The organism is Gilliamella sp. B2889, from assembly GCF_026536885.1.
Taxonomy (GTDB): Bacteria; Pseudomonadota; Gammaproteobacteria; order Enterobacterales; family Orbaceae; genus Gilliamella; species Gilliamella apicola_E.
On the sequence record NZ_JAFNNF010000001.1, the window covers coordinates 217,720 to 241,990 of the forward strand.

At 32.9% G+C, this 24,271-nt stretch carries 22 protein-coding genes and 1 other annotated feature; of the genes, 11 read left to right on the top strand and 11 right to left on the bottom strand.

The annotated features are described in order from the left end of the window. Positions 1-51 precede the first annotated feature (51 nt). The 5 genes from mfd to mmuM all read left to right on the top strand — a co-directional run bounded on the left by mfd (position 52) and on the right by mmuM (position 9,080). A complete protein-coding gene (gene mfd, locus J3U09_RS01025) occupies positions 52-3,501 on the top strand; it encodes a transcription-repair coupling factor (RefSeq protein WP_267356748.1) in 3,450 nt (1,149 codons plus the stop codon). A 25-nt stretch (positions 3,502-3,526) separates the two neighbouring features. Then, positions 3,527-5,059: a DUF945 family protein gene (locus J3U09_RS01030; RefSeq protein WP_267356749.1), complete on the top strand. Its 1,533-nt coding sequence runs from the start codon at positions 3,527-3,529 to the stop codon at positions 5,057-5,059. Positions 5,060-5,163: 104 nt separating this feature from the next. Beyond that, positions 5,164-6,549, top strand: coding sequence for a DUF945 family protein (locus J3U09_RS01035; RefSeq protein WP_267356751.1), 1,386 nt, complete (start codon positions 5,164-5,166; stop codon positions 6,547-6,549). Positions 6,550-6,762: 213 nt separating this feature from the next. Then, positions 6,763-8,154: an S-methylmethionine permease gene (mmuP, locus tag J3U09_RS01040; RefSeq protein ID WP_065734860.1), complete on the top strand. Its 1,392-nt coding sequence runs from the start codon at positions 6,763-6,765 to the stop codon at positions 8,152-8,154. Then, positions 8,154-9,080, top strand: coding sequence for a homocysteine S-methyltransferase (gene mmuM / locus J3U09_RS01045; RefSeq protein ID WP_267356753.1), 927 nt, complete (start codon positions 8,154-8,156; stop codon positions 9,078-9,080). The genes mmuP and mmuM overlap by 1 nt, the downstream gene beginning before the upstream one ends. Positions 9,081-9,350: 270 nt before the next feature. Here the strand turns inward: mmuM and hxlB are convergent, their stop codons facing one another. The 8 genes from hxlB to J3U09_RS01085 all read right to left on the bottom strand — a co-directional run bounded on the left by hxlB (position 9,351) and on the right by J3U09_RS01085 (position 16,365). After that, positions 9,351-9,887: a 6-phospho-3-hexuloisomerase gene (gene hxlB / locus J3U09_RS01050; RefSeq protein ID WP_267356754.1), complete on the bottom strand. Its 537-nt coding sequence runs from the start codon at positions 9,885-9,887 to the stop codon at positions 9,351-9,353. A gap of 10 nt (positions 9,888-9,897) precedes the next feature. Beyond that, a complete protein-coding gene (locus tag J3U09_RS01055) occupies positions 9,898-10,548 on the bottom strand; it encodes a ribulose-phosphate 3-epimerase (protein ID WP_267356756.1) in 651 nt (216 codons plus the stop codon). A 15-nt stretch (positions 10,549-10,563) separates the two neighbouring features. Further along, positions 10,564-11,079: a YjbQ family protein gene (locus J3U09_RS01060; RefSeq protein WP_267330311.1), complete on the bottom strand. Its 516-nt coding sequence runs from the start codon at positions 11,077-11,079 to the stop codon at positions 10,564-10,566. A 97-nt stretch (positions 11,080-11,176) separates the two neighbouring features. After that, positions 11,177-11,461: a PTS sugar transporter subunit IIB gene (locus J3U09_RS01065; RefSeq protein WP_065563458.1), complete on the bottom strand. Its 285-nt coding sequence runs from the start codon at positions 11,459-11,461 to the stop codon at positions 11,177-11,179. A 14-nt stretch (positions 11,462-11,475) separates the two neighbouring features. After that, positions 11,476-12,813 (bottom strand): PTS galactitol transporter subunit IIC, encoded by a 1,338-nt coding sequence (locus J3U09_RS01070; RefSeq protein WP_065563459.1) that lies wholly within the window; start codon positions 12,811-12,813, stop codon positions 11,476-11,478. Between the two features lie 29 nt (positions 12,814-12,842). After that, positions 12,843-13,298 (bottom strand): PTS sugar transporter subunit IIA, encoded by a 456-nt coding sequence (locus J3U09_RS01075; protein WP_267330310.1) that lies wholly within the window; start codon positions 13,296-13,298, stop codon positions 12,843-12,845. Further along, positions 13,288-15,258, bottom strand: a complete 1,971-nt coding sequence (locus J3U09_RS01080; protein ID WP_267356758.1) for a BglG family transcription antiterminator — start codon at positions 15,256-15,258, stop codon at positions 13,288-13,290. Before J3U09_RS01080 ends, J3U09_RS01075 begins: the two co-directional genes overlap by 11 nt. 504 nt (positions 15,259-15,762) lie before the next feature. Then, positions 15,763-16,365 carry a riboflavin synthase subunit alpha gene (locus J3U09_RS01085; RefSeq protein ID WP_267356759.1) on the bottom strand — a complete coding sequence of 201 codons (603 nt, stop codon included), beginning with the start codon at positions 16,363-16,365 and terminating at the stop codon, positions 15,763-15,765. A 177-nt stretch (positions 16,366-16,542) separates the two neighbouring features. On the opposite strand from J3U09_RS01085, the gene crcB reads away from it, so the two are divergent. Continuing rightward, the gene (gene crcB / locus J3U09_RS01090; protein WP_267356761.1) at positions 16,543-16,920 is read left to right on the top strand and encodes a fluoride efflux transporter CrcB; all 378 of its coding nucleotides are present in this window, start codon (positions 16,543-16,545) and stop codon (positions 16,918-16,920) included. A 106-nt stretch (positions 16,921-17,026) separates the two neighbouring features. Beyond that, the gene (locus J3U09_RS01095; protein ID WP_065734868.1) at positions 17,027-17,425 is read left to right on the top strand and encodes a cell division inhibitor SulA; all 399 of its coding nucleotides are present in this window, start codon (positions 17,027-17,029) and stop codon (positions 17,423-17,425) included. 114 nt (positions 17,426-17,539) lie between these two features. Here J3U09_RS01095 and J3U09_RS01100 read toward each other — a convergent pair whose 3' ends face one another. Beyond that, the gene (locus J3U09_RS01100) at positions 17,540-18,163 is read right to left on the bottom strand and encodes a TetR/AcrR family transcriptional regulator (protein ID WP_065563465.1); all 624 of its coding nucleotides are present in this window, start codon (positions 18,161-18,163) and stop codon (positions 17,540-17,542) included. Positions 18,164-18,578: 415 nt separating this feature from the next. On the opposite strand from J3U09_RS01100, the gene J3U09_RS01105 reads away from it, so the two are divergent. Beyond that, the gene (locus J3U09_RS01105; RefSeq protein WP_065734870.1) at positions 18,579-18,995 is read left to right on the top strand and encodes a DoxX family protein; all 417 of its coding nucleotides are present in this window, start codon (positions 18,579-18,581) and stop codon (positions 18,993-18,995) included. Positions 18,996-19,361: 366 nt separating this feature from the next. Here J3U09_RS01105 and J3U09_RS01110 read toward each other — a convergent pair whose 3' ends face one another. Further along, positions 19,362-20,516 (bottom strand): hypothetical protein, encoded by a 1,155-nt coding sequence (locus tag J3U09_RS01110; protein WP_267356762.1) that lies wholly within the window; start codon positions 20,514-20,516, stop codon positions 19,362-19,364. A gap of 141 nt (positions 20,517-20,657) precedes the next feature. Further along, entirely contained in the window at positions 20,658-21,209 is a 552-nt protein-coding gene (locus tag J3U09_RS01115) for a cysteine hydrolase family protein (RefSeq protein ID WP_267356764.1), read from the bottom strand. 106 nt (positions 21,210-21,315) lie between these two features. On the opposite strand from J3U09_RS01115, the gene J3U09_RS01120 reads away from it, so the two are divergent. From J3U09_RS01120 to hisD, 3 genes are all read left to right on the top strand, one after another. After that, complete coding sequence (locus J3U09_RS01120; protein ID WP_065563469.1) at positions 21,316-21,708, top strand: Lrp/AsnC family transcriptional regulator; 393 nt, start codon at positions 21,316-21,318, stop codon at positions 21,706-21,708. 191 nt (positions 21,709-21,899) lie between these two features. Then, positions 21,900-22,025 (top strand) — a sequence feature (His leader region). A gap of 32 nt (positions 22,026-22,057) precedes the next feature. After that, on the top strand, positions 22,058-22,957 hold the full coding sequence (hisG, locus tag J3U09_RS01125; RefSeq protein ID WP_065563470.1) for an ATP phosphoribosyltransferase: 900 nt from the start codon (positions 22,058-22,060) through the stop codon (positions 22,955-22,957). A 4-nt stretch (positions 22,958-22,961) separates the two neighbouring features. Beyond that, positions 22,962-24,260 carry a histidinol dehydrogenase gene (hisD, locus tag J3U09_RS01130; protein ID WP_267356765.1) on the top strand — a complete coding sequence of 433 codons (1,299 nt, stop codon included), beginning with the start codon at positions 22,962-22,964 and terminating at the stop codon, positions 24,258-24,260. The last annotated feature ends 11 nt before the right edge of the window (positions 24,261-24,271 follow it).

The window sequence follows — 24,271 nt, forward strand, 5'->3', positions numbered from 1 at the left end:
ATTACGTTATAATATCACGATAACTTTGTCGCAATTATCTATTATTCCAACATGCCTAATAATATTTCTAGCATCATTCCTAAAAAATCAGGTGAAGTTAAACAAGTTGGTCAACTTGTCGGTTCTTCATTATCTCAATATTGTGCGCAAATCATTGACACACATGATGGTTTAGTCGTGATTGTTACAGATGATATGCAACAAACAACTCGTCTTCATGAAGAGCTAAAACAATTTTCACACTATCCGTCGATCTTCTTCCCCGATTGGGAAACGCTCCCTTATGATAGCTTTTCACCGCACCAAGATATCGTGTCAGAACGATTATCTTGCCTATATAATCTAGGGCATTTGACCAAAGGTGCATTAATCTTACCAATTAATACGCTTATGCAAAAAGTCTGCCCGCAGAACTATTTAGGTGGGCATGTCTTTATGATGAAAAAAGGCTTAGCCATAAGTCGGGAAAATCTACGCTTGCAACTTGAAAATGCGGGTTATCGTTCTGTTAGTCAAGTCATGGAACATGGTGAATATGCTACTCGCGGAGCATTATTTGATATCTATCCGATGGGCAGTGAAAGCCCTTACCGTATTGATTTCTTTGACGACGAAATAGATAGCATTCGTACCTTTGATGTCGAAACGCAACGGACTCTCGATGAAATTACCGAAATTCAACTACTACCTGCTCATGAGTTTCCTTTTGATAAAACATCAATAGAATTGTTTAGAAGCCAATGGCGAGAGAGATTTGAAGTAAGGTTAGACCCTGAAAGTATCTACCAACAAGTTAGTAAAAATATTTTACCAACCGGTATTGAATATTGGCAGGCATTATTCTTTAATGAACCACTCACGCCACTATTTAGCTATTTTTTATCTAATACACTGATCATTAACACTGCTAACATCGAACAGTTTGCTAATAAATATTGGCAAGATATTACACAGCGTTATGAGAGCCGAAAAGTCGATCCCATGCGACCGCTTTTAGAACCAACAATTATTTGGTCAAAAACCGATGAAATCTTTGCTCATTTCAAACATTATCCACGAATTACGGTTTCACGCGCTCAAATCACTGAATCGAACAAAAGTATTAATTTACCATTTAGTTTACTGCCTGAAATGGCTATACAGATTCAGCAGAAAAATCCCTATTCACATTTTGAACAATTTACTCAAAATTTTAATGGCAAGATTATTTTTTCAGTCGAATCGGAAGGTCGAAAAGATGCATTGCTAGAAATATTAGGCCGTATAAGAATACATCCAACCACCATCACTCAACTTAGCCAACAATCGGATAACCGTTATTGTTTAATGATTGGTGCTAGCGAACAAGGTTTTATCGATCATCAACAAAATTTGGCCTTTATTACTGAAAACGAATTATTGGGTCGTCGAGTTATTCGTCGTAAGAAAGAGAACAAGCAAGCAATTAATACTGACAGTTTAATCCGTAGTTTAGCAGAATTAACACCCGGTAAGCCTGTTGTGCATCTTGAGCATGGTGTTGGTCGCTACGCTGGTTTAACCACATTAGAAACAGGTGGTATTACTGCTGAATACCTTATTTTACTTTATGCCAATGATACTAAACTCTATGTACCCGTTTCATCGCTAAACTTAATTAGCCGTTATTCTGGTGGTGATGAAGAAAATGCTCCACTCAATAAATTAGGAACTGATGCATGGAGTAAAGCTAGACAAAAAGCTGCCGAAAAAGTACGAGATGTTGCAGCTGAATTGTTAGATATTTATGCTGAACGTGAAAGTAAGCCAGGCTTTGAATTCAAACAAGATCGTGAACAATATGAACTGTTTTGCCAAGCTTTTCCTTACCAAGAAACGGAAGATCAGCAAAATGCCATTGGTGCTGTTATTGGTGACATGTGCTCACCTTATGCTATGGACCGATTAGTTTGTGGTGATGTTGGTTTTGGTAAAACCGAAGTGGCAATTCGTGCTGCATTTTTAGCGGTAATAAATCATAAACAAACCGCAGTCTTAGTCCCTACTACTTTGCTTGCACAGCAACATTATGAAAGTTTTTGTGATAGATTTGCCAATTGGCCAATTCGCATTGAAAGTTTGTCACGATTTAAAACCGCTAAACAGCAACAAGCTATAATTCAAGAACTCGCTGAAGGTAAAATCGATATTGTTATTGGCACCCATAAACTTTTACAAGAAGATGTAAAATGGAAAGATTTAGGGCTTTTAATTGTTGATGAAGAACATCGCTTTGGTGTTCGCCAAAAAGAGCGTATTAAAGCGATGCGAGCCAATATCGACATATTAACCTTAACGGCTACCCCTATTCCTCGAACGCTAAATATGGCAATGAGTGGTATGCGTGATCTCTCAATTATCGCTACACCACCTGCTCGCCGATTAGCGGTAAAAACCTTTGTTCGAGAATATGATAACTTAGTTATTCGTGAAGCCATCTTGCGTGAAATTTTGCGTGGTGGTCAAATTTATTACTTACACAATGACGTATCAGATATTGAAAATGTGGCTGAAAAGTTAGCTGAATTGGTACCTGAAGCACGAATTGCAGTTGGTCATGGGCAGATGCATGAACGCGATTTAGAGCGCGTAATGAATGACTTTCATCATCAACGATTCAACTTATTGGTGTGTACTACCATTGTCGAAACCGGAATCGACATCCCTAATGCCAACACCATTATTATTGAAAGAGCTGATAAATTTGGTTTAGCACAATTACATCAATTGCGTGGTCGAGTTGGACGCTCATATCACCAAGCTTACGCTTATTTATTAACACCACACCCTAAATTACTAAGTAAAGATGCTAAAAAACGTCTTGATGCTATCGCTACATTAGAGGACTTAGGTGCTGGTTTTGCTTTAGCTACACATGATCTTGAAATCCGTGGTGCAGGCGAATTATTAGGCAGTGATCAAAGTGGGCAGATTGAAACAATTGGTTTTAACCTTTATATCGAATTACTTGATGATGCCGTTAAATCTCTTAAGGAAGGCAAAGAACCGACTCTTGAATCATTACTCAATAATCAACAGACCGAAGTTGAGTTACGATTACCAATGTTGATTCCTGATGATTTCATCCCCGATGTCAATACTCGATTGTCACTATATAAGCGAATTGCAAGCATCGAAAGTTTAGATGAATTAACCGATATTCAAGTCGAAATGCGCGATCGCTTTGGTCAGCTACCTGATCCGGTACTTTTTTTATTAGAAACAACGAAAATCCGTTATCAAGCACAAAAATTAGGTATTACAAAAATTGAATTTGGTGAAAAAGGTGGTTTTATTGAGTTTGGATCTAACAACAAAATTTCAGTTGATTATTTAATTGAAACAATTCAAAAATCACCAAAAAATTATCGCTTGGAAGGAACAAATCGATTAAAATTACTCAAAGCTGATTTAGAGCGCATTGAACGCATTGATTATATTAAAAATTTGTTAGCGGATTTTGCTGAACATCAAGAAAAATAGCTCGAAATATACAGGAACATAAGAATTGAAAAAAACAATATTAACCATTATTACTATTGCTATATTCACCATTATTACTATTGCTATATTAGGCTATATTTGTATTGCATGGCATACAGGTATCGTAATAGAAAAGGAACTATACAATACGTTACCCGAAACCGTTGCAAAATTTAATAATGCGCAAAATATCTTTAAGTTAAACATTTCCCATTCTAATCATGAAAGACATCTGTTTTCAACCAAAACACACATCTATATGACGTTAACACCCAAAGATGGAAGTTCAGAGGATGTATTAACGTTAGCTGATAAAGATTTTACTATTCATCATGGACCATTCCCAATTGCAGCTTTAAAACAAGGTATATTTTCACCACAACAGGCTTGGATTGATTATGAAATCAGCCAAGAAGCTAAACCTGCGTTATGGGAAGCTATGGGAAATCAACCATTTATTACTGGCTACATTAGTTTGGATTATAGTAATAATCTGATCATGAAACTTTTTAGTCGAAAATTTAGTGAAAAAAGGGAGTTCGAAACTAATATTAATCTTGAATACGAATTAGGTAATGGTAGTTTTACATTTATTAGTAATAATGATTCCCCTATACCTTCGATAACGCTGGATTTAGATAGATTTCACACCAAAAAAGCTAATGTATATTTCACTTTAGATAAGCTTCACATTGAGTTTGCTGGCGAAAAACAATCAACAAATACTCATTATTTATTGAGTTTAGATTCTTTAAATACAAATCTAAGAGATGCTTTTTTCAATCCTGATTATGACTTTACTAAGTCCAATAATGACACTTTCTTAATAAACAATCTAAAAGTAGATAGCACTATTGATTCCAATAATCAAAATATAACCTTACAAGCTAACCTCGATAAGTTTACCTTAATTCCTGAGTCAGACGATAAACGACCTGCTATAAAAGTAAATAAAATTTCAGTCAATCAGAAAGTTAATTTTGGTGATAGCCGTACTCTAAATGGCTTTTTTAGCGGTAGTATTGACTCGATCTTATATGGACAACAAGAGTTAGGAAAAGCAGAAATAAATATTGATTATCAAGGGTTAGATAAGGCGGAATTTGGTGCAGCGTTTATCGATGAAGATACTCAATATAATCAACCTATCAATAGTCGATTTGAGTTAAAAAAATTAAATTTACATAATGATAATGGTGACATCAATATCAAAGGTTTACTTGATGTTACTAATCTTAATAAAATTTATATAATTAACGATCCGTTAGATAACATCAATAACTTTACATTACACGTGAACGCCCCGCTTAACGTACTAGCGCGTACATTTGCTCAATATTATTCTCCTAATAATAGTGGTATAACAGAGGATCAATTTAATAAATCTAAAAAAATAGTCCAAGACATTTTGGCACATATGTCTAATGATTCGCCATTATTTACCTTTAGTAAAGACGGAGAGCAAGGTTTATTTATTGATATACTTCAAGATAGCAATGATGTTAATATTAATGGAAAAATTTATAATAAAAGTGATGTATTGGAACTATTAAAATAATAATGAATTAAAACCCAATTAGTCTTAAACCCGAAGTAAAAAGCAGTAAAAATTATTAATTTTAGAAAAGTAACTAACAAGTAATAGAAATTAAGAGAGTAAAAATGAAGAAAACAAAATTAGCAGTTGGTGTTATTGCAATATTAGGTTTGGGGTATGTTGGTACTGCATGGTATACCGGAAATGTAATTGAAAATGGTCTTGATGGCACATTAAAAAATTTAACCCAAAAAGTTAATAGTTTACAAGATAATTTTAATGTACAAATCACGCATACAAATGACGAAAAAAGCCTTTTCTCAACTAAAACACACATAAAAATAGCTGTAACAAACATTGAAAACTCAAAAACAGTTGTATTATACGATGATGATGTGATTATTCATCATGGGCCTTTTCCGATTGAAGCTTTAAAAAATGGTGTATTCACACCACAACAAGCTTGGGTTGAATTTCAAAATAGTGAACAATTTAATCCTGATTTATGGAAAAAAGCGGGCAATCAGCCATTTATGAAAGGTCATATAAGCCTGTCTTACTCTGACTTCATAGACTATAACATATCAACTCAACCAATTGTACTTGATTTGAAAGATATCGGAGTTGAAGATGCTGATGGTAAACTTGATCTTGGTGAGATAAATTGGCGTGCTTCAGGAAACATTAATTTTGTTGCCCCATCAATTTCGATTGAAGCAAGTAAAATTAATTATCAACATGATGCAGATAATCAATTAAAAATAACCAATTTAAAAGTTGTTAACGATGCAGATTTTCAAAATAAATATACTTTAAATGCTAGCGTTGATGATTTCTATTTTAATTTTGAATCGGCCAGAGATACACCAGAAATTTCTCTGAAAAATTTAGCTTGGAATTATGTGTTAGAAGCAAAAGAGAGTGGCTTAAATGGTGATTTTGCATTCAAGATTGGTTCATTTAAATATGGTAAACAAGACATAGGTAATGGTTCGTTTGAATTTGATTTTGAAGGATTAGATAAATCTTTTTTAGAAATTTACCCGGAAGCAGCGCCGTTTTTAGCTAAAATTAAACATAGTTCACCTAATACCAAAATAAACATCAAAAAAGTCAATTGGCACAATGCAGCCGGTGATTTTAACTACAGCGCATTTTTTGATGTTTCTGATTTCACTATAATGTCAAGTTTCAGATTGGCTCAAAATATCGATCAACTTAACCAATTTAAAGTAAATCTTGATGCACCATACAAAGTTATAGCACGTATTAAGACTCAATTTGATAATCCAGAAAATGAAAATATTTCTGAACAACAATTTGAGTCTGATGCTAAACAAATGCAATTCATCGTTGAAAGATCTTTTAATAGATCTCCATATCCAGCAATTTTATTTAAAAAAGGAGATGTGGAAGGTATATTCACTGAAATTGAATACACTAAACAAAGTGGTCAATTCAACCTTAATGGCAAAAAAATGAGTTTTCAAGAGCTTCAAAACCATTTTTAAAAGTTAAACTCTTTATCACTAATTTATCCCGCCACCTTTTGGCGGGATAGCTTCAATAAACAATTTATTTGTAAATCCGATACATATTATTTGATTAGTTATATCAAATCACAAAATGAAGTATTTGTTTAAACAATGATAGATGAATATTTAAATCATAATTCAACTTACTTAGAATTATGAATTCTTTTACTTTAACTGAAAATAAATTTTATGAATAAACATTCTTCTGTTAGTAATGAAAATCAATTTAAACGCACCATGAAAACTCGGCATTTAATTATGCTATCTTTAGGTGGTGTAATTGGGACCGGTCTATTTTTTAATACCGGTTATATTATTGCCACTGCTGGCGCAATTGGTGCAATCATTGCCTATTTAATTGGCGCATTAGTCGTTTATCTTGTCATGTTATGTTTAGGTGAACTTGCTGTGGCTATGCCTGAAACGGGTGCCTTTCATACCTATGCATCTCGATTTATCAGCCCTGCTACAGGCTATACGGTAGCCTGGCTTTATTGGTTAACTTGGACTGTCGCATTAGGCTCAAGCTTTACCGCTGCCGGATTGTGTATGCAATACTGGTTCCCGCAAGTCCCTGTATGGCAGTGGTGTTTAGTTTTTTGCTTAGTCATTTTTATGTTGAATATAATTACTGCACAATTTTTTGCCGAAAGTGAGTTTTGGTTTTCGATAATAAAAGTCATCACTATCGTAGTATTTATCATTGCCGGAAGCGCAGCTATTTTTGGCATAATTCCGATGAAAAATGATATGCCAGCTCCATTTTTACATAATATTACCGAGTATGGCTGGTTCCCTAATGGTATTACGCCAATAATTATGACCATGGTATCAGTTAATTTTGCTTTTTCTGGAACCGAACTTATTGGTATAGCTGCTGGTGAAACCCATCAGCCTGAAAAATCAATTCCATTAGCGATTAAAACCACTATTTTCAGATTAATCATCTTTTTCGTCGGTACAATTTTTGTATTAGCAGCGCTACTACCAATGGAGCAAGCTGGTGTAATCAAAAGTCCATTTGTTGAAGTGTTCGAAAGTATTGGTATCCCCTATTCGGCTGATATTATGAATTTTGTTATTTTAACCGCTATTCTATCCGCCGCTAATTCTGGTCTATATGCTTCTGGTCGGATGTTATGGTCATTATCCAATCAAGGTACATTACCTAAATACTTTAGTAAACTAAATAAAAAAGGTATTCCAACCACAGCTATTGCCGTTAGTATGATTGGCGGTTTATTAGCGCTGTTTTCTAGTGTCATCGCCCCAGATACGGTGTTTGTCGGCCTAACCGCGATTTCTGGATTTGCTGTGGTGGCGGTTTGGTTAAGTATTTGTGCTTCTCATTACTTTTTTAGAAAACAACTTTCATCTTCTGACATTGAAGGTCTCAAATATAAAGCACCTTTATACCCATTAGTACCAATTTTAGGCTTTATTCTATGCTTAGTTGCTTGTGTTGGTTTGGCATTCGATCCAGAACAGCGCATCGCGCTTTATTGTGGTATTCCATTTGTGGTGTTTTGCTATATCGCCTATCATGTTACCCGAGCTTATCAACAACGAGTAAACCGATAATGTCTAATCCAATATCATTCAACCAAAATATTATAATTGACGGTGCTTTAGCTAGTGAGTTACAGCGCCGTGGCTGTGATCTTAATGATAGTTTGTGGTCAGCCAAAGTATTAATAGAACAACCCGATCTGATTAGGCAAGTTCATTATGACTACTTTAAAGCTGGTGCAGATTGTGCAACCACTGCCAGCTATCAAGCATCACCATTGGGCTTCGCTAAAAAAGGGATATCTTTAGATGAATCTATAAAGCTTATCAAAAAAAGTGTCGAGCTGGCTCAACAAGCAAAAGAGCAATATTTAACTCAGATTGGTAAAAATAAATCACTATTTATAGCTGGTTCAGTTGGTCCTTATGGTGCTTATTTAGCTGATGGTTCAGAATACACAGGCAACTACCAATTAAGTGAAGAAGAATTTATCGAGTTTCATCAGATCCGAATACAAGCACTAATCGATGCCAAAGCCGATATCCTAGCTTGCGAAACCTTACCCAATTTTGCTGAAATTAAAGCGCTTGTTAAAGTACTGAAACAGTATCCAACAATGACAGCATGGTTCTCATTTACCTTAAAAGATGCTAATCACCTTAGCGATGGCACTCCATTAAAAGAAGTGATCGATTATCTAAATAACGTTGATCAAGTGGTTAGTGTTGGTATTAATTGCATTGCCTTAGAAGAAGTAACTGCCGCATTAACCGTATTACAAACCTTAACTAGAAAACCTTTGATTGTTTATCCAAACTCAGGTGAACAGTATGATCCAACCACCAAACAATGGCATAAAAATCACCAACACAACTGTACTTTCAAAAACCAATTACCAACTTGGTTAAAATTAGGTGCTAAATTGATTGGCGGATGCTGCCAAACTACACCTAAAGATATTGCAGAAATTGCTGACTATTTAAAAAGCATTAAATAGTGATTCAATCTGTAAGGAATAAAATCGCTGTTAATTGAATAAATAAATTAATGGCGGTTTAACTTTTTAAGAGCTATTTGCATTCTCATCCCCTCAAAAACCCCGCTCCTCAACTTTTTTTGAATCAAAAAACCCCGTTCCTCAAAATTTTATAAAAATATTAAATGCTATAATGTTAACTATCCCATATAGTGTAGATGCAATGGACTTGCCTCCAAAAGCATCCATCACTAATTTAGGTTTGAGACTTGGAGTTTTTTAGATTCAATGCTATTCAATATTGGCATGTCGATTTTTCATTGATTCTGGCGTTTGATTTAAATCGTCCATTAGACTATAAATGATGCTGTCATAAGTCAGCAGAGATAGTTGTTCAAAGGTACTGCCCATAGGTTGATTTAATTGAACAACATTGATTGGAATTGCAACAATGCTATTAGCTAGTTTTGCTAAACTTGAGTTGTTGTTGGTGGTAAATAGGATTATTTTAACACCGATTGCTTTTGCTTGACTAGCATAAGCAATGAGGCTTTTAGTTTCCCCAGAATTAGATCCTAAAATCAATAAATCGCCAACATTTGCTTTAGGTTTGCTGATTTCAGTTATTAAACTCACATTTAAACCTAAATGCATTAATCGATTAGCAAATGCACTAATCATTAATCCTGATCGGCCGGTTCCTGCTAAAAAGATATGTTTTGCGGAAATAATAGCGTTTTTAAATTCCTGAAGTTGATCTTCATTTAAATTACCTTGCTGAGCCGATATTTCTGTCAATATATTGCTAAGTACATTTTTGATAGTCACTGTTTTATTCCTATTTTATTGCCATTTTTAATTTTTCAATATTGCTTTCTATGGCATTATTTTTAAAGATGAATCCACCCGATACAATGCTATTTGCTCCAGCGGCAATGCATGGTGATATAGTTTGGTCGGTAATATTACCATCAACTTGGATGTCGTAATGATAATTACCTTTTTGCTTTTCACGGGTTAATTGTTCAATTTTTTGTAAGGTAAAAGGTAAAAAGCTTTCATTTTTTTGACCAGGATTGATTGTCATAACGAGTACCAAATCAATAAAAGGTAAGAGTAGCTTAAGGTTTTCAATGGGTGTGCTTGGATTGATAGCTATTCCAGCTTTGATATTGTTACTTTTTATTTTGTTGATAATGAATGAGTGATGGGTCGTTGCTTCGTAATGAAAGGTGATAATATCAGCTTTAGCATCAATAAAATCTGCTATGGCTAACTCAGGCTTCTCGACCATAAGATGACAATCTAAAATGAAATCAGTATGTGTTTTTAAATCTTTGACAAAGCTTGCATTAAAACCAAGATTTGGTACATAGTGATTATCCATCACGTCAATATGTAATTGACGAATACCCAATGATTTCAATTTTTCCAAGTTTTTTTTAATCTGATAAAGATCAGAATTAAATAGTGATGGAGACAGTATCATAATTATTCCCTCTTATTAACAGCCCATCAACATAAAATTGACATTACGTTTTCGTTCACGAAGCGCATCCCAGTCAACAAAATAGATTTTTCCTAATTGCCCTAATAGTGGCGAACCATCTTTAATGATCAACACCAATGAGAAATGACCAAAAAGTGATGATTTGATATGAGCATCAGTATTTAGCATAACCCATTTTTCTGCTGGATAATTGGGATCACTAAGTCCTAAACCAAATTCAACATGCTTTGGACCTGGGCTGTTGTACTGATTTTCACTGGTCATGCGTGGTACAATTTTTTCTAAGGTATTGTTGATATCGACATGAAGAAACTCATCCCCAAAAAAATTAGTGTCATGCATACACTCTTCAAAAAATAGTGAGCAGGTTGTATGTGTGGTAGCTATGGTTAACTGACCATTTTCGATATTGGATTGCTTAACAAATTGATTTAATTCTTCAGTAATATCATGGTAAGAGTGTCTGCCAGCAACAGTATTGATCTCAATGGCATGATGAATAATTTTCATATTGCTTTATTCCTTATTGCAGCCTCATTAACTTTGTTATTTCAGTTAACGAAAGTCAATGAGGCGGTCGTTATAAATACTTAATGATGCTTTTCAATTAAATAGCTAAACGTTTTTTTAACTCTGCAAAAAACTCATTCAATCCTACACCAGTAAGTAATGGTAAACCGTTGATGACTTTAGCCTTAATTGAATCTGGTACGATGGTGGTACTCACCACAACGTCATAAGAGTCGATTTTATTAAGTTCATCAGCAATTTTAGATTGATAAATTTTCACTTGATCTGTTAATTTTTCATCACTAAGCCATTTAGTGACTTTGCTTACTGCAATAGTTGAAGTTGCGTGACCTGCCCCACACATTATGAGTAAATTTTTCATATGACTATTTCCTTTTAATACATTTCAATTTTTTTGATTTTGTTGATATAGATAAGCAAGCAAAGGATTACGAGAGCTAAACCAATTAGGCCAAGGTATCCGATATGGGTTAATAGCAGTACAAATAGTGTTACAGGCCATAATCCACATAAAATTACAGTAACAATACCAGCCGTACCTACATCATAATTAGCTAGATGGAATACATCAGTGATGACTGGTGCAAGCCAAGTTGCCATATATAGGCAGATAACTAGGTAAATGGTGCCACCAAGGATTGAACGAATAATATTACCTTTAAAAAACGGTACCATTAAGCAGATGCCAAACGCATAGAAGGCTAAATCACCAAAAGGTAGTACTTTGTTACCCGGTAAGATCAAAGCAAGTAGTAATGATACTGGCACCATGATTAACGCAGTTGCCATTACCGCAGGATGACCAACAGTTAACGCGGCATCCATTCCGATGTTTACTTGTTTTCCATTAAGTTTTTTGCTAGTAAATTCACGCGCAGCGTCAGCAACAGGAAGTAAGCCTTCCATAAACATTGCAACCATTTTTGGCATAATTTTCATGATTGCAGCAGTTGAAATACCTAGCTGACCAATTTTTGGAACATCATAATTGGCTAAAATCCCAACGACAATACCGATGATTAATCCGATAACAACAGTATCACCAAAGATACCGAAACGTTTGGTTAGCGTTTCTGAATCGGCATTTAATTTATTTAAACCTGGAATTCGGTCAAAGATCCAATTTAATGGGATTGCGACAATTGCACCCGATAATGCCATGAGGTGAGTAATAGCAATGCCAGGATAACCAAAAAATGAGCTTATTGGTTTCTGTAATAGATCGGCTAAAAACCATTGCAACATTACTGCAGTTATACAACCAATGATACCAACCCAATATTCACCTGTGACTGAATACGCCACTAAACCTAGGAAAATCGCAAACCAGAAATTCCAGATATCGACATTTAAAGTTCGAGTCCAACCGAGTGAGATAAATAAGAAATTGATAATTAATGATGCTGGAATTAGCAATAACCCCAATGTCGTTGAGAATGCCAATGGCCCACCTACTCCACAACCAATATCCATAATACTTAATGATGTTCCATACTGTTCACCCATTTTTTGAATGGCAACACCTAAAGTGTCAGATAGTAAACCGATAACTAATCCAAGACCAACGATACCGATACCGACGGTAATACCCGACATTATCGCTTTGGAAAAACTGACTCTAAAAAATAAGGCTATGATAAAAATGATGATTGGTAAAAAAACCACTCCACCAAGATCTATTAACCATTGAAAAATATTAATGACACTATCCATTTGTAACTCCTTGATAAAATTAATCAACCCTATTTAACGCCTGCGCTATTTAAAATAGAGGTAAATTCGTTAATTGATTGACACTTTTCTAATAATTTTATTTGCTCATCATTTTGAAATAAGCCAATAAGGTTTTGTAAATTTTCAATTTGCTCATGTGGCTGCTTCATTGCTAGCATAAAAATGAATTTGACTGGGATTTGTTCTTTATCATCAGTCATACCAGAAAAAATGATTGGATTTTTTAGGGATGCAAAGCAAATTTGTGACTGATTAACTTTTGAAGAATCAGTGTGTGGTATGGCAAAACCGACGGAATTAATTAATAATCCTGTTGGATATTGTTTTTCTCTTTGCAAAATTCCATCTAAATAGTCTTGTTTAACAATTCCATGTGAAAATAACATTTGTGCCATTGTTGTTAAGATCTCTTCTTTAGTTTTTGCCTCAATATTGAATAGGCATAAATGCTGATCAAAGTACATTCTTGATTCCTCTTTGATTGTCCAAAAATAGTTTAAGTTGTTTAAAGTTTGTGAGATTTTTTAAGGATGAAATTGCCTGTTTATTCGAGACTATTTCATAAATTTCAGTGAAAACGTCATTAATACTATTAATATTGTTCTCCGAAAGACTAACCATGATAATGATGCTGACATCAATCATGCCCCATTTGATCGGTTGTTTTAATGTCATGATTGATATGCTTGATTTGATAACAAACATTGGTGAACCATGTGGTAAAGCAATTCCATTTTCAATCGAGGTATCACCGATTTCTTCACGATATAACACTGAATCACGATAGTTTTTAGTTACAAATCCTTTCTCTTCAAGCTTATTAATCAGTAAGTTAAGGCATTCATTTTTGTGCTGAATATCAACGTTTAATTCAATTAAATCTGCTTTAACGAATTTAGCTGTTGTTGGATAGTAATTGTCTGAAAAATCGGGTTGTTTATTAAGAACATAGTTGGCGTAAGCTTGGATAATATTTTGGTAATCTTGATTGTTTAATAATGACGATATTTTGACAATTGGTTTATTAATGTTGTTGATATCAAGTGTAGTGATGATTAAATCGACATTACTAAGTTTGGTCGAATTTAATTTTGAAACAGAATAGACTTCAATATTGTCTTTTGATGGTAAAAGTTTTCGTACTTTATTTAAAATTAAATTTGATGATGAGCATCCATATTGGCAAATAATGACAATATTATTTGCATCCGCGGCTTTATCTAAAGCTATTTGAAAATGAATCAATAAAAATGAGATTTCATGATCATTTAAATGGATGTCAAATTTACGTTCTAAGTCAGAAAGTGCATACCATAACACACTAAATAATTTAGAATATTCTTGTTTTATCTCGTCTAGTATTGGATTTATAATACGGATTTTCTTTTGTAAACGAGTAATCATCGATGGAAAATGTGACAATAAAGAGTTAAACAATTTACTATCACCCGTTAAATCTACATTCTCAATATCACCAATTTTTTTTATGATCCTGAAGATAATTTGTTCATAAAAACTGTCATCAACAATGATATTTTCATCAATGATTCGATGAGCAAAAAACAGTTTGCTTAAATATTTAATATCATTGGTTGGAAACGCCACCTGAAAAGTTGACTCAAGTGTTTTTGCCAATTCCGAGGCAATTAAGTAGGATTGCATATATCGAATATGATTAAATAAAAAATCATTTTCTTCAGGAATTGAATATCCCAAACACAATCTCTTAAGTTGTATGGTAATTGATATCAGTAGCGAAGATAGATAATGCTCAGTAGATTGTGCTACGACCGATTCAAAACGTTCAAACAGTAATCGATTTATCTGTTCAAACGAATCATCCCCAATAAAGGATTTCATCAATTGATTTAGATAATAGTCATCTTGTTTGTGAATATATAAGGAGAGAAAATGTTTAATCGCTCGTTGTATTTGATTTTCATTACCGTCAACATGAATTCCTTTGTGGGTGACGGTTAATACGATATTTTCTTGCTCAAGCGCACGATTAATAAATTCGATATCTTTGTGTAATGATGTTTTACTGACTAAATAGTCAAAAGATAATTGCTCAAGTGATACGTTTTCACTATTTAATAAACATCGTTTAACAATATCTAAGCGACGGTATTCAGGACTTAATCGCCGTGATTTTTTATTAAAATAGCTGTGACTATTTTTTTGTTCTAAGTAATTAATTATTGTTTCAATATCCGTTTTTTGACCTAATAAAATTAATCCTTTACGAGGTGACTTTTCGATTCGAATATCCATATTCGGTATCGTTTTTAAACGTTCGTTTAGTTTCTCAATATCGCAATATACGGTTTTAGTTGAAATTAATAATTTTGAACTAAAAAAAGCAGCCGGTTTAAATTCTGACTGGCTAAAAAGTAGTTTAAGTAATTTGATCTGTCTTTCCATTACTCAACTCCTTTTTCTGTATGTAATACCTTCATGATGATTTAAAGTATAGTTAGATAAATAAATAAGACGATTACATTTTTTTCCAGATTAATCTGGAATCCAATGTGATAATAAACAATGTTGAAAAGTCTGAGTGCCTAAATAGCAATCTTAAAGTGGGGTATTTTTCTTAATCTAGATGATTATAAAGGTCTTAATAATGAGATAATACATTTAGTCATTTGACATGAAATTACTATTTTATATCTCTTTTTAATGAATAAATTAAGAATGATGATTATTTGAATGATTCATTTCAGATAGTAAAGCATACCTTTAATATTTTCATCCTATTAAATAGCTGAGTTTATTTTATATAGAGAGATAAATGTTTGTAATAACTTATGTTATAAGTTAATTCAATAATAATGGTTTGATGCTTTTAATAGTTTGCTTTTATTTCAATAAAAAGTCTATTTTTTGCAATAAACCATTATTAAATAATCTTTTGTGCTCAATCATTTATTTTGCTAATACGCGTTCAACCGTATCGACAATAGCTTGAGTTTGTGAATCAATTTCGATATTAACACTATCCCCTACTTTTTTGGTATCCAGAGTAGTAATCGATAAGGTTTCTGGGATCAGGTGAATGTTAAAATGGTTATCTTTAACCTCACCAACGGTTAAACTTGCGCCGTCTATACCAATAAAGCCTTTATATAGCACATATTTCATAAATTTTTCAGGCATAGCTAAGGTCATTTGACAGTTGGTAGCTGTTTTTTGGATATCGATAATGGTTGCAGTACAAGAGACATGTCCAGACATTACATGCCCACCAATTTCATCACCATATTTAGCACTTCGTTCAATATTAACAAAGTCATTTTGCTTCTTATTGCCGAGAGTAGTTAAAGCAAGGGTTTCTTGCATAATGTCAAAGGTTACGCAATCATTTTCAATTCCGGTTACAGTTAAGCAACAGCCATCATTTGCTATTGATGCCCCAATTTCAATATTATTTGTTAAGTTGTGTGGAAGTTTGACTTTATAGGTTCTTAATTCGTCTCGATCTGTGATACAAATAATCTGACCAACACCTTGTACGATTCCTGTAAACATTATCATAACCTTTATATTTAATCATTTAGCTAAATATTTTAGCGCAAACCAGTAAAAAATAATAACGATTGAAATCGAATATTTAATAAATGAATGATTTTATCTTCAAAAAGATATCCAATTGGATGCTCTACTGATATGATCGGATTTAATTTATGATTTAAAGGTTGCCCATTTATGTTGAAACTTATTTTAGCTATTTCAATCGGTTCAGTTTTCGGAGGATTGCTTCGCTGGTTCTTATCGTTAAAATTCAATGTCATTGCTTTTGCTATTCCTTTAGGTACATTATTTTCTAATTTGATCGCTGGTTATATTATTGGTTTTGCAATTGCTTTTTTTAATCATGCAAATCTTTCTGCTGAGTGGCGATTGCTGATAATTACAGGTTTTTGTGGTGGATTATCTACTTTTTCAACATTTTCAGCTGAAATTGTTAACTTTCTTCAAGAAGGTCGTATTGGTTGGGGATTAGCGACCATTGCTGTTCATGTTACTGGCTCAGTTTTAATGACATTTTTAGGCTTTTTTACCTATCAATTTTTTCGTTCATGAAGGTATATTAACCCAAAACAATATAAAAAATGATCACAAATAGTATTTACAACCTCAAATTACTGTATTAATATACACTGTATATGCAAACAGTATCGAGGTTTTTATGCTTATTGAACATTCTTCACCACAACTTATGGCTATCAATTTTGAAACACCCTTTCAACAGGTGTTACAACAACAGCGACCTTTATTACGTTCATTTAATAAAGAGAAAAAATGGCAATTATGGCTATCAGATCGTCCGATGCTAAAACGTTCATGGGTGAATACTGCTGGATTAGATAAAGAAAAAGTTGTTCATTTAGCTAATTTGAATAATGAAAATTTAGTATCTACTATTGAGAAAGCATTACAAAGTAAAACCTGTAGTTATGTAGTTGCATGTGTTAATGATCTTAATGAGCAAGATAAACTGCGTTTACAACAAGCCGTTTTAACCAGCAATACCTGTTTGTTTTTAGTTCACGATGAACAAAACCAACAACCAATTCAATACCATTAAAAAAATATCTGTTTCTAAAATTTATAGTTATAAAAGAAAGACACTGTCTAATATGGCAGTGTTTTGAATGATTTTTCGTTTTAAAAACTTAGAAAGGAATAGGAAAAAAATACGTTAAGTGTTAGCATCATTTTTCGCTTGATTAATGATAGCGTTAGCTATCCATTGAGAAAGCGATATAATATATGAATCATCTAAATTCCAAACATCTTTTAAAACCGTTATTTGCGAACCACAGATGATTGATATGGTATAAATGACTTTATTATATTGCTCTTCACTAAGCTGTGATTGTAACGGTTGTAATAATTTCGAAATTACCTCTTTACGATTTTCCCGTACTCGTTTTGTTGTATTAGGTGCTGATTTAGAACGCTCATTCGCCCATTGTTGCAAAGATAATCGCATCGTCGCTCTTATAGCACCTTCATGTTTTATCATTTCAGTATAAGCAAACGATATGAATTCATTAACTCTTTGGCTTATATTTTGTTCGTCTGTATGCCATTGTAAAATAGGATCAAGTGAACGATTAACCACTGCCGATATCAGATCATTTTGTGTTGGAAAATAGCGATAAGCAGTCGATCTTGAGATTCCTGATTTATCAGCTAACTCAGTAATCGTAGGTTCAATTCCATTTTCTAATGAGTCCAAAGCAATCTCTAATAGTCGCTCATAATTCTTTTTTTTAAGACTTGTAAAGTTGTTCAAAGAACTAGTTTCAAATTTGTTCATAACAGTGTTTTTTGACTTATATTAATTTTACGCCATTTCTTTCATTTTAAATAATAAATTATTAATTGTGAAATATTTTAAAAAAATGAGACTAAAGTCTCATTTTTGATATATAATGTTACCCAATAAAATTTGAATGTTTAGAAACATAATTTAGGCAAACAAATTTAAATACCAATTCTATTCGACACCAACAATAAGTAAGTAATACCGGTGCGACATTAGTCGCACCGCTATTTTATCGCAATTAATAGTACTAATTCATATTGATAAGAAGAACTTTAATTTTTTTAATGTTCCTTTACTATTGATTGTTAACTGTGAGAAAATCTCACATGCAGTATCCTATGTTTCAAATAAGTAATGGATATATAAGATTTTTATTATTTTGTTAACTTAATATAGGAAACACACAATGAAAGAATATCAAACTGATGTAGCTGCTTTCGTATTACGAATTGCTTTAGGTATGATGTTTTTAGCCCATGGTTTTACTAAATTACTTGTTCTAACACCAGAAGGTACCGCAGAGTATTTTCACACTCTTGGTTTTCCTGGGTTCTTTTCTTATATTGTAATCGTTTTTGAAATTGGTGGCGGTGCATTGTTGCTATTAGGTATTCTAACTCGCGCTGTTGCATTAATTGCCTTTTTTCAACTAGCAATAATAACTATTGTGCATTGGGCTAATGGTTGGTCATTTACTAATCCAGGTGGTGGTTGGGAATATCCAGCATTTATGTCTTTAACTGCTTTTAGTCTTTCATTGCTTGGAACCGGCAGATTTAGTGTTCTATCTGGTAAAAAATATCCACAAATTATCGAGTCATAATATGTTAAATTTCTAGGAAAGGTAAAAATGGTTACCTTTCCTCTAATTTTGATTTATCGCTTAAATAAATAGTTCAATCTAGTTTTAATAATGGCTTATTTTTCCTATCGATATTGTTTATTACTCTTCCCTATCTTAACATTCAAATAATTATATTTTATTTAAACCAGTTATGTTTATATGATCTATTTTATTAAACATATTACGCAACAATTTTTTGATTGTTTATTTATTGATAATAAGAAAACTATAATATGTATATTCTGGGTAAATTTATCTAAGTATTGAAAGCTTTATCTGAAATCAATCCTTAAAATATAAACTAACATCAATCGGCAAGTAATTTGAAACTATTTAACTAAAGTCTCAATCCACCATATCTTGCTTGTCACTTAGACTCTCAATAAAATCTTCAACTACTAAAGCGGCTTTTTGAGCACCTTCTAAATATTTATCAATGAACTCTTGGTTGTAAATGGGTTCCTCTCCATAATTGGCTTTATTATCATGACTTATAAATTCATAGTGAAGTGATACTTTAAAATCCCCTTTATATTCATAAATATAATGACATCCTAAATCCTTATCAATTGAACATTGAATTACTAATGGTTCAGATTGAATAGGTAACCAATTTGGTTGGGGAACAATTAGAATATTATTATTTTTAAATCTATACAGAACTATATTATTGTCAAATTGATTACTCTCTATAAATTTATTATAACAATAATCACAGTTTTCTTTACTTTTTGCATACTCTAAGTTTTCTTGAAATATTTTAAATGAACTGTCATCAGAGCTATTCTTATTAGTTCTAAAAAAATCAATATCTAAATTGTTAAATTGTAAATTTTCATTTTTTATATTATTGCAATAAGCAGTTAATGCTTTGGATGTTGGATGAAGGCAAATATCACTCGAGTCAATTCTAATATCACTAATTTTATCAATTTTATGAGCTACATCATTAGAAAACTTCTCGCAAAATTTTCTTTCTGAAACATTAGCACTATTATATCCTTCAATAACCCAAAATGGTGAATATTTAGAATTAGGATAAATACGTAAGATTGCATCTTTAGACAGTTCAACTAAACGTCCATTTTTTTTGCACTCGCTACTTGGTCTATTTTCTAAATACTTAGTCACGCCAGGTACTATGATTAAATAAGTCGGCCAAAAGAAAGTACAAAATAATGGTAATAATATATAACTGAATAGAGAAGCTAATTTATTTCTTGAACCAAAATATTTTTTTGTTTCTGATTGGCAAAAACGAATTATTAGCGGAAAAACAATGGCTGAAAGAAAAAATATAAAAAACTCCAAATTAGCATTGATTAAAATATAAACAGTTAAAGCCAAAATTATAGTTGCTAGAATTGCTCTAATAATTCGATTCATTCTTACAAAGATAGTTATGAATGAAAAAACATAAAAGAAATAAAAGATTGGCAACAAGAATAATAATATAATAACCTCTCTTGCTACATGATGCACATCAATGGATTGAAACATGTAAAACACCTATAAAATACTAATTAATATTAAATTATTTTTAATTAGCCAGTATTATCACAGATAAATATTAATGTCAAAAATAAGAATATTTACTTCAATTATTAAAGTTTAAAATAGTGTTTTATTTATTTCACTTCATTAAATTTTTTGTATAAATGATTCACACTTCTTTACTGTTGCAAATCGCATTAATGCAGACATAAAACTATCATGAACTATTTGTGAAGCAATTATATTGTCATTAAAGTTAAGATCACGAGTAGTACAAGCATCATGAATCAAAATTGGTTGATAATTTAGTTCAAATGCGCAGCGTGTAGTGGAATCAACACACATGTGACTCATCATTCCACAAATCACTAATTGTGATATACCTAATTGCTCTAACTTCTGTTGTAAATGAGTTTGGTAAAAGCTATTTGGATATGCTTTTTGAACAATAAATTCATTATGCTCTTCAAGAGGAAGTAATTTAGAATGTAACTGACTTCCGTCGCTATTTTTTACAAAAAAAGCGGCATTAACATCTTGATTAACGTGCTGTATATAAATAATCGGCAATTGCTTTTGACGGAAATAATTTTGTAACTTTAAAATATATTTCAACGTCTGTTCGGTATTATTTAATGGGTATTTTCCCTCAGGGAAATAATCATTTTGCACATCAATAATTATTAATGCTTGCGTCATTTTGCTCTCCTTTATAATGTTTTATGTTATTATTCTGCAGGTATTAACTTTTAAATAACATAGTAAATTGAAGGAATTAACAGCAGTTCGCTTTCAAAATGAAAATATGGATAAAAAAGATCGCGCTATATTAAATGAGTTAAAAGAGAATAGTCGTCAATCTTGGCGAGAGATTGGAGAGAAGGTATTCTTGTCAAGCCAAGCAGTTGGTCAACGTGTGCAAGAGTTATTAAATAATCATATTATCGAAAAATTCACCATTAAAGAGCAAAAATCTCAATTACAATTTATTACTATTTATATGAATTCAAATCAATTTGAATCGTTTGAAAAGTTAGTAAAATCTTTTGATGAGGTTTCCGAATTTTACAAAATTACTGGTGATGGTTGTTATATGATTGTCTGCCACTTTGAAAATAATAGTCTAGAGAACTTCTTAAATAAAATTGCTGATTATAGTCGTTATAAAGTCAGCCATAAGTTAAAACAAATCTTATAATTAATCGTAAAAATAAATGATTAAATATTTATATTTGATAAGTCATTATGGTTAATAATAATCGCTTGCTTACAATTTATTTCAATAAATTAACAAAAAGCTATTGCTCATTAATCGTTTCTGTTATATTTTGTACAACAGTTAAATTTAAAGGTTTTAATTTTTATGAATTGTTTTTGTATGACTAAACACCATCATCACCATCATTCCTGAATAGTCTTCGGGCGATTGGTGCTGGAAGACAAATGGTCTTCCGGTGATTTCGCAAAAGCAAATAGAGAACCCTCGGAAGATCAAACTTCCGAGGGTTTTTTGTTTGTGGTTAATAATTTTATTTAGGGAGAATAACATGTTGGATAATTCACGTTTACGTATAGCAATGCAAAAATCAGGACGTTTAAGTGATGAGTCAAAAAAATTACTAGCTCAGTGTGGTATCAAAATTAATCTACAAGAGCAACGTCTAATTGCTTTCGCTGAAAATATGCCAATTGATATTTTACGCGTTCGTGATGACGATATACCAGGCCTTGTGATTGATGGCGTAGTTGATATTGGTATTGTAGGCGAAAATGTTTTAGAAGAAGAAGTTCTAGATAGGCAAGCTGAAGGTTATAATCCACAATATAAAAAATTACGTAGACTTGATTTTGGAGGATGTCGTTTATCTATTGCCGCCCCTCGTGACTTTAACTATACAGGTCCCGAGTGCTTAAATAATTTGCGTGTAGCAACAACTTATCCTCACCTACTCCGCCGTTATCTCTCTCAATATAATGTAAGTTTTAAAACTTGTTTGCTTAATGGTTCTGTTGAAGTGGCTCCTCGAGCTGGTTTAGCTGATGTAATTTGTGATTTGGTATCAAGTGGTGCAACTCTTGAGGCCAATGGTTTACAAGAAATAGAAGTCATTTATAAATCTAAAGCATGCTTAATTCAACGTGAAGGTGAAATGTCCTGCACTAAACAAGCCCTAATCGATAAAGTGATGACTCGAATTCAAGGTGTAATTCAAGCTCGTGAATCTAAATATATTATGCTTCACGCTCCAACAGCAGTTTTAGATCAAGTTGTTTCGCTATTACCTGGTGCAGAAAATCCAACTATTTTACCATTAACCGGTGAACAAAATCGGGTAGCATTACACATGGTTAGTACTGAGTCATTATTCTGGGAAACCATGGAAAAACTAAAAGCATTAGGTGCTAGTTCAATCCTTGTATTACCAATTGAAAAAATGATGGAGTAATCAAATGAAGCTTTCTTATTGGCAAAATTGTTCTAAAGAACAGCAAGCAGAATTATTAACTCGCCCGGCAATTGCTGCCTCAGATTCTATTAGCCAAGTGGTTAAGGATATTTTGACACAAGTTAAACAAAATGGTGACCTAGCCCTCAAAGCATTGAGTAATAAATATGATAAAACTCAAACCAATCAAATTAAATTAACGGAAGATGAGATAAAAACAGCAACTAGTCGTGTTAAATGGGATTTAAAACAGGCAATGCAATTGGCTGTAAGCAATATTGAAAAATTTCATCAGGCACAAGTAAGACAGACCATAACAGTTGAAACTATGCCTGGTATTAAATGCCAGTCAGTAACTAGACCTATTGATTCTGTTGGTCTCTATATACCAGGAGGTTCTGCTCCTTTATTATCGACTGTTTTAATGCTCGCTATCCCAGCTAAAATTGCTGGTTGTCGTAAAGTGATTTTATGCTCACCTCCCCCAATTGCTGATGAAATTTTGTATGCAGCTGAACTTTGCGGTGTAACAGAAATCTATCAATTAGGGGGAGCACAAGCGATTGCTGCAATGGCATTAGGTACCGAATCAGTTCCAAAAGTCGATAAAATATTTGGCCCGGGTAATGCTTATGTTACTGAAGCCAAACGTCAAGTAAGCCAACGTTTTGATGGCGCAGCTATTGATATGCCAGCAGGCCCTTCTGAAGTATTGGTCATCGCCGATAGTTCTGCTAATCCATCTTTTATAGCTGCTGATTTACTTTCTCAAGCTGAACATGGACCGGATTCACAAGTGGTACTACTTACTCCTGATGAGAAGATTGCACAGGAAGTTTCGATTGAAGTTGATAAACAACTTACGCAACTTTCGCGCCAAGATATTGCTGAAAAAGCGTTGAAAGAAAGCCGACTTATAGTAACCAAAGATTTAGAAGAATGTGTAGATATCAGCAATCGTTATGGGCCTGAGCATTTAATTATTCAAACTAAAAATGCGGATCAACTGGTTGATAAAATTAATAGTGCCGGTTCAATATTTATCGGTGATTGGTCACCAGAATCGGCTGGCGATTATGCATCAGGTACAAATCATGTATTACCTACTTATGGTTATACCTCAACTTATTCAAGCCTCGGGTTACCAGATTTTCAAAAACGGATGACTGTACAAAAATTAACGCCTGATGGATTGAAAGCGATAGGTACAGCAGTTGAGCTAATGGCACAAGCTGAGCAACTGACTGCACACAAAAATGCGGTAACGATTCGCTTAGCTAAACTTAATGCTGATAATAAATAATAGGTGGATAA

Bases quoted from the DNA above. Each gene is read 5' to 3' on its own strand.
- mfd (WP_267356748.1), top strand. From the start codon at position 52: ATGCCTAATAATATTTCTAGCATCATTCCTAAAAAATCAGGTGAAGTT.
- J3U09_RS01035 (WP_267356751.1), top strand. From the start codon at position 5,164: ATGAAGAAAACAAAATTAGCAGTTGGTGTTATTGCAATATTAGGTTTG.
- mmuP (WP_065734860.1), top strand. From the start codon at position 6,763: ATGAATAAACATTCTTCTGTTAGTAATGAAAATCAATTTAAACGCACC.
- mmuM (WP_267356753.1), top strand. From the start codon at position 8,154: ATGTCTAATCCAATATCATTCAACCAAAATATTATAATTGACGGTGCT.
- J3U09_RS01055 (WP_267356756.1), bottom strand. From the start codon at position 10,548: ATGATACTGTCTCCATCACTATTTAATTCTGATCTTTATCAGATTAAA.
- J3U09_RS01060 (WP_267330311.1), bottom strand. From the start codon at position 11,079: ATGAAAATTATTCATCATGCCATTGAGATCAATACTGTTGCTGGCAGA.
- J3U09_RS01065 (WP_065563458.1), bottom strand. From the start codon at position 11,461: ATGAAAAATTTACTCATAATGTGTGGGGCAGGTCACGCAACTTCAACT.
- J3U09_RS01070 (WP_065563459.1), bottom strand. From the start codon at position 12,813: ATGGATAGTGTCATTAATATTTTTCAATGGTTAATAGATCTTGGTGGA.
- J3U09_RS01075 (WP_267330310.1), bottom strand. From the start codon at position 13,298: ATGTACTTTGATCAGCATTTATGCCTATTCAATATTGAGGCAAAAACT.
- J3U09_RS01080 (WP_267356758.1), bottom strand. From the start codon at position 15,258: ATGGAAAGACAGATCAAATTACTTAAACTACTTTTTAGCCAGTCAGAA.
- J3U09_RS01085 (WP_267356759.1), bottom strand. From the start codon at position 16,365: ATGTTTACAGGAATCGTACAAGGTGTTGGTCAGATTATTTGTATCACA.
- crcB (WP_267356761.1), top strand. From the start codon at position 16,543: ATGTTGAAACTTATTTTAGCTATTTCAATCGGTTCAGTTTTCGGAGGA.
- J3U09_RS01095 (WP_065734868.1), top strand. From the start codon at position 17,027: ATGCTTATTGAACATTCTTCACCACAACTTATGGCTATCAATTTTGAA.
- J3U09_RS01100 (WP_065563465.1), bottom strand. From the start codon at position 18,163: ATGAACAAATTTGAAACTAGTTCTTTGAACAACTTTACAAGTCTTAAA.
- J3U09_RS01105 (WP_065734870.1), top strand. From the start codon at position 18,579: ATGAAAGAATATCAAACTGATGTAGCTGCTTTCGTATTACGAATTGCT.
- J3U09_RS01110 (WP_267356762.1), bottom strand. From the start codon at position 20,516: ATGTTTCAATCCATTGATGTGCATCATGTAGCAAGAGAGGTTATTATA.
- J3U09_RS01115 (WP_267356764.1), bottom strand. From the start codon at position 21,209: ATGACGCAAGCATTAATAATTATTGATGTGCAAAATGATTATTTCCCT.
- J3U09_RS01120 (WP_065563469.1), top strand. From the start codon at position 21,316: ATGGATAAAAAAGATCGCGCTATATTAAATGAGTTAAAAGAGAATAGT.
- hisG (WP_065563470.1), top strand. From the start codon at position 22,058: ATGTTGGATAATTCACGTTTACGTATAGCAATGCAAAAATCAGGACGT.
- hisD (WP_267356765.1), top strand. From the start codon at position 22,962: ATGAAGCTTTCTTATTGGCAAAATTGTTCTAAAGAACAGCAAGCAGAA.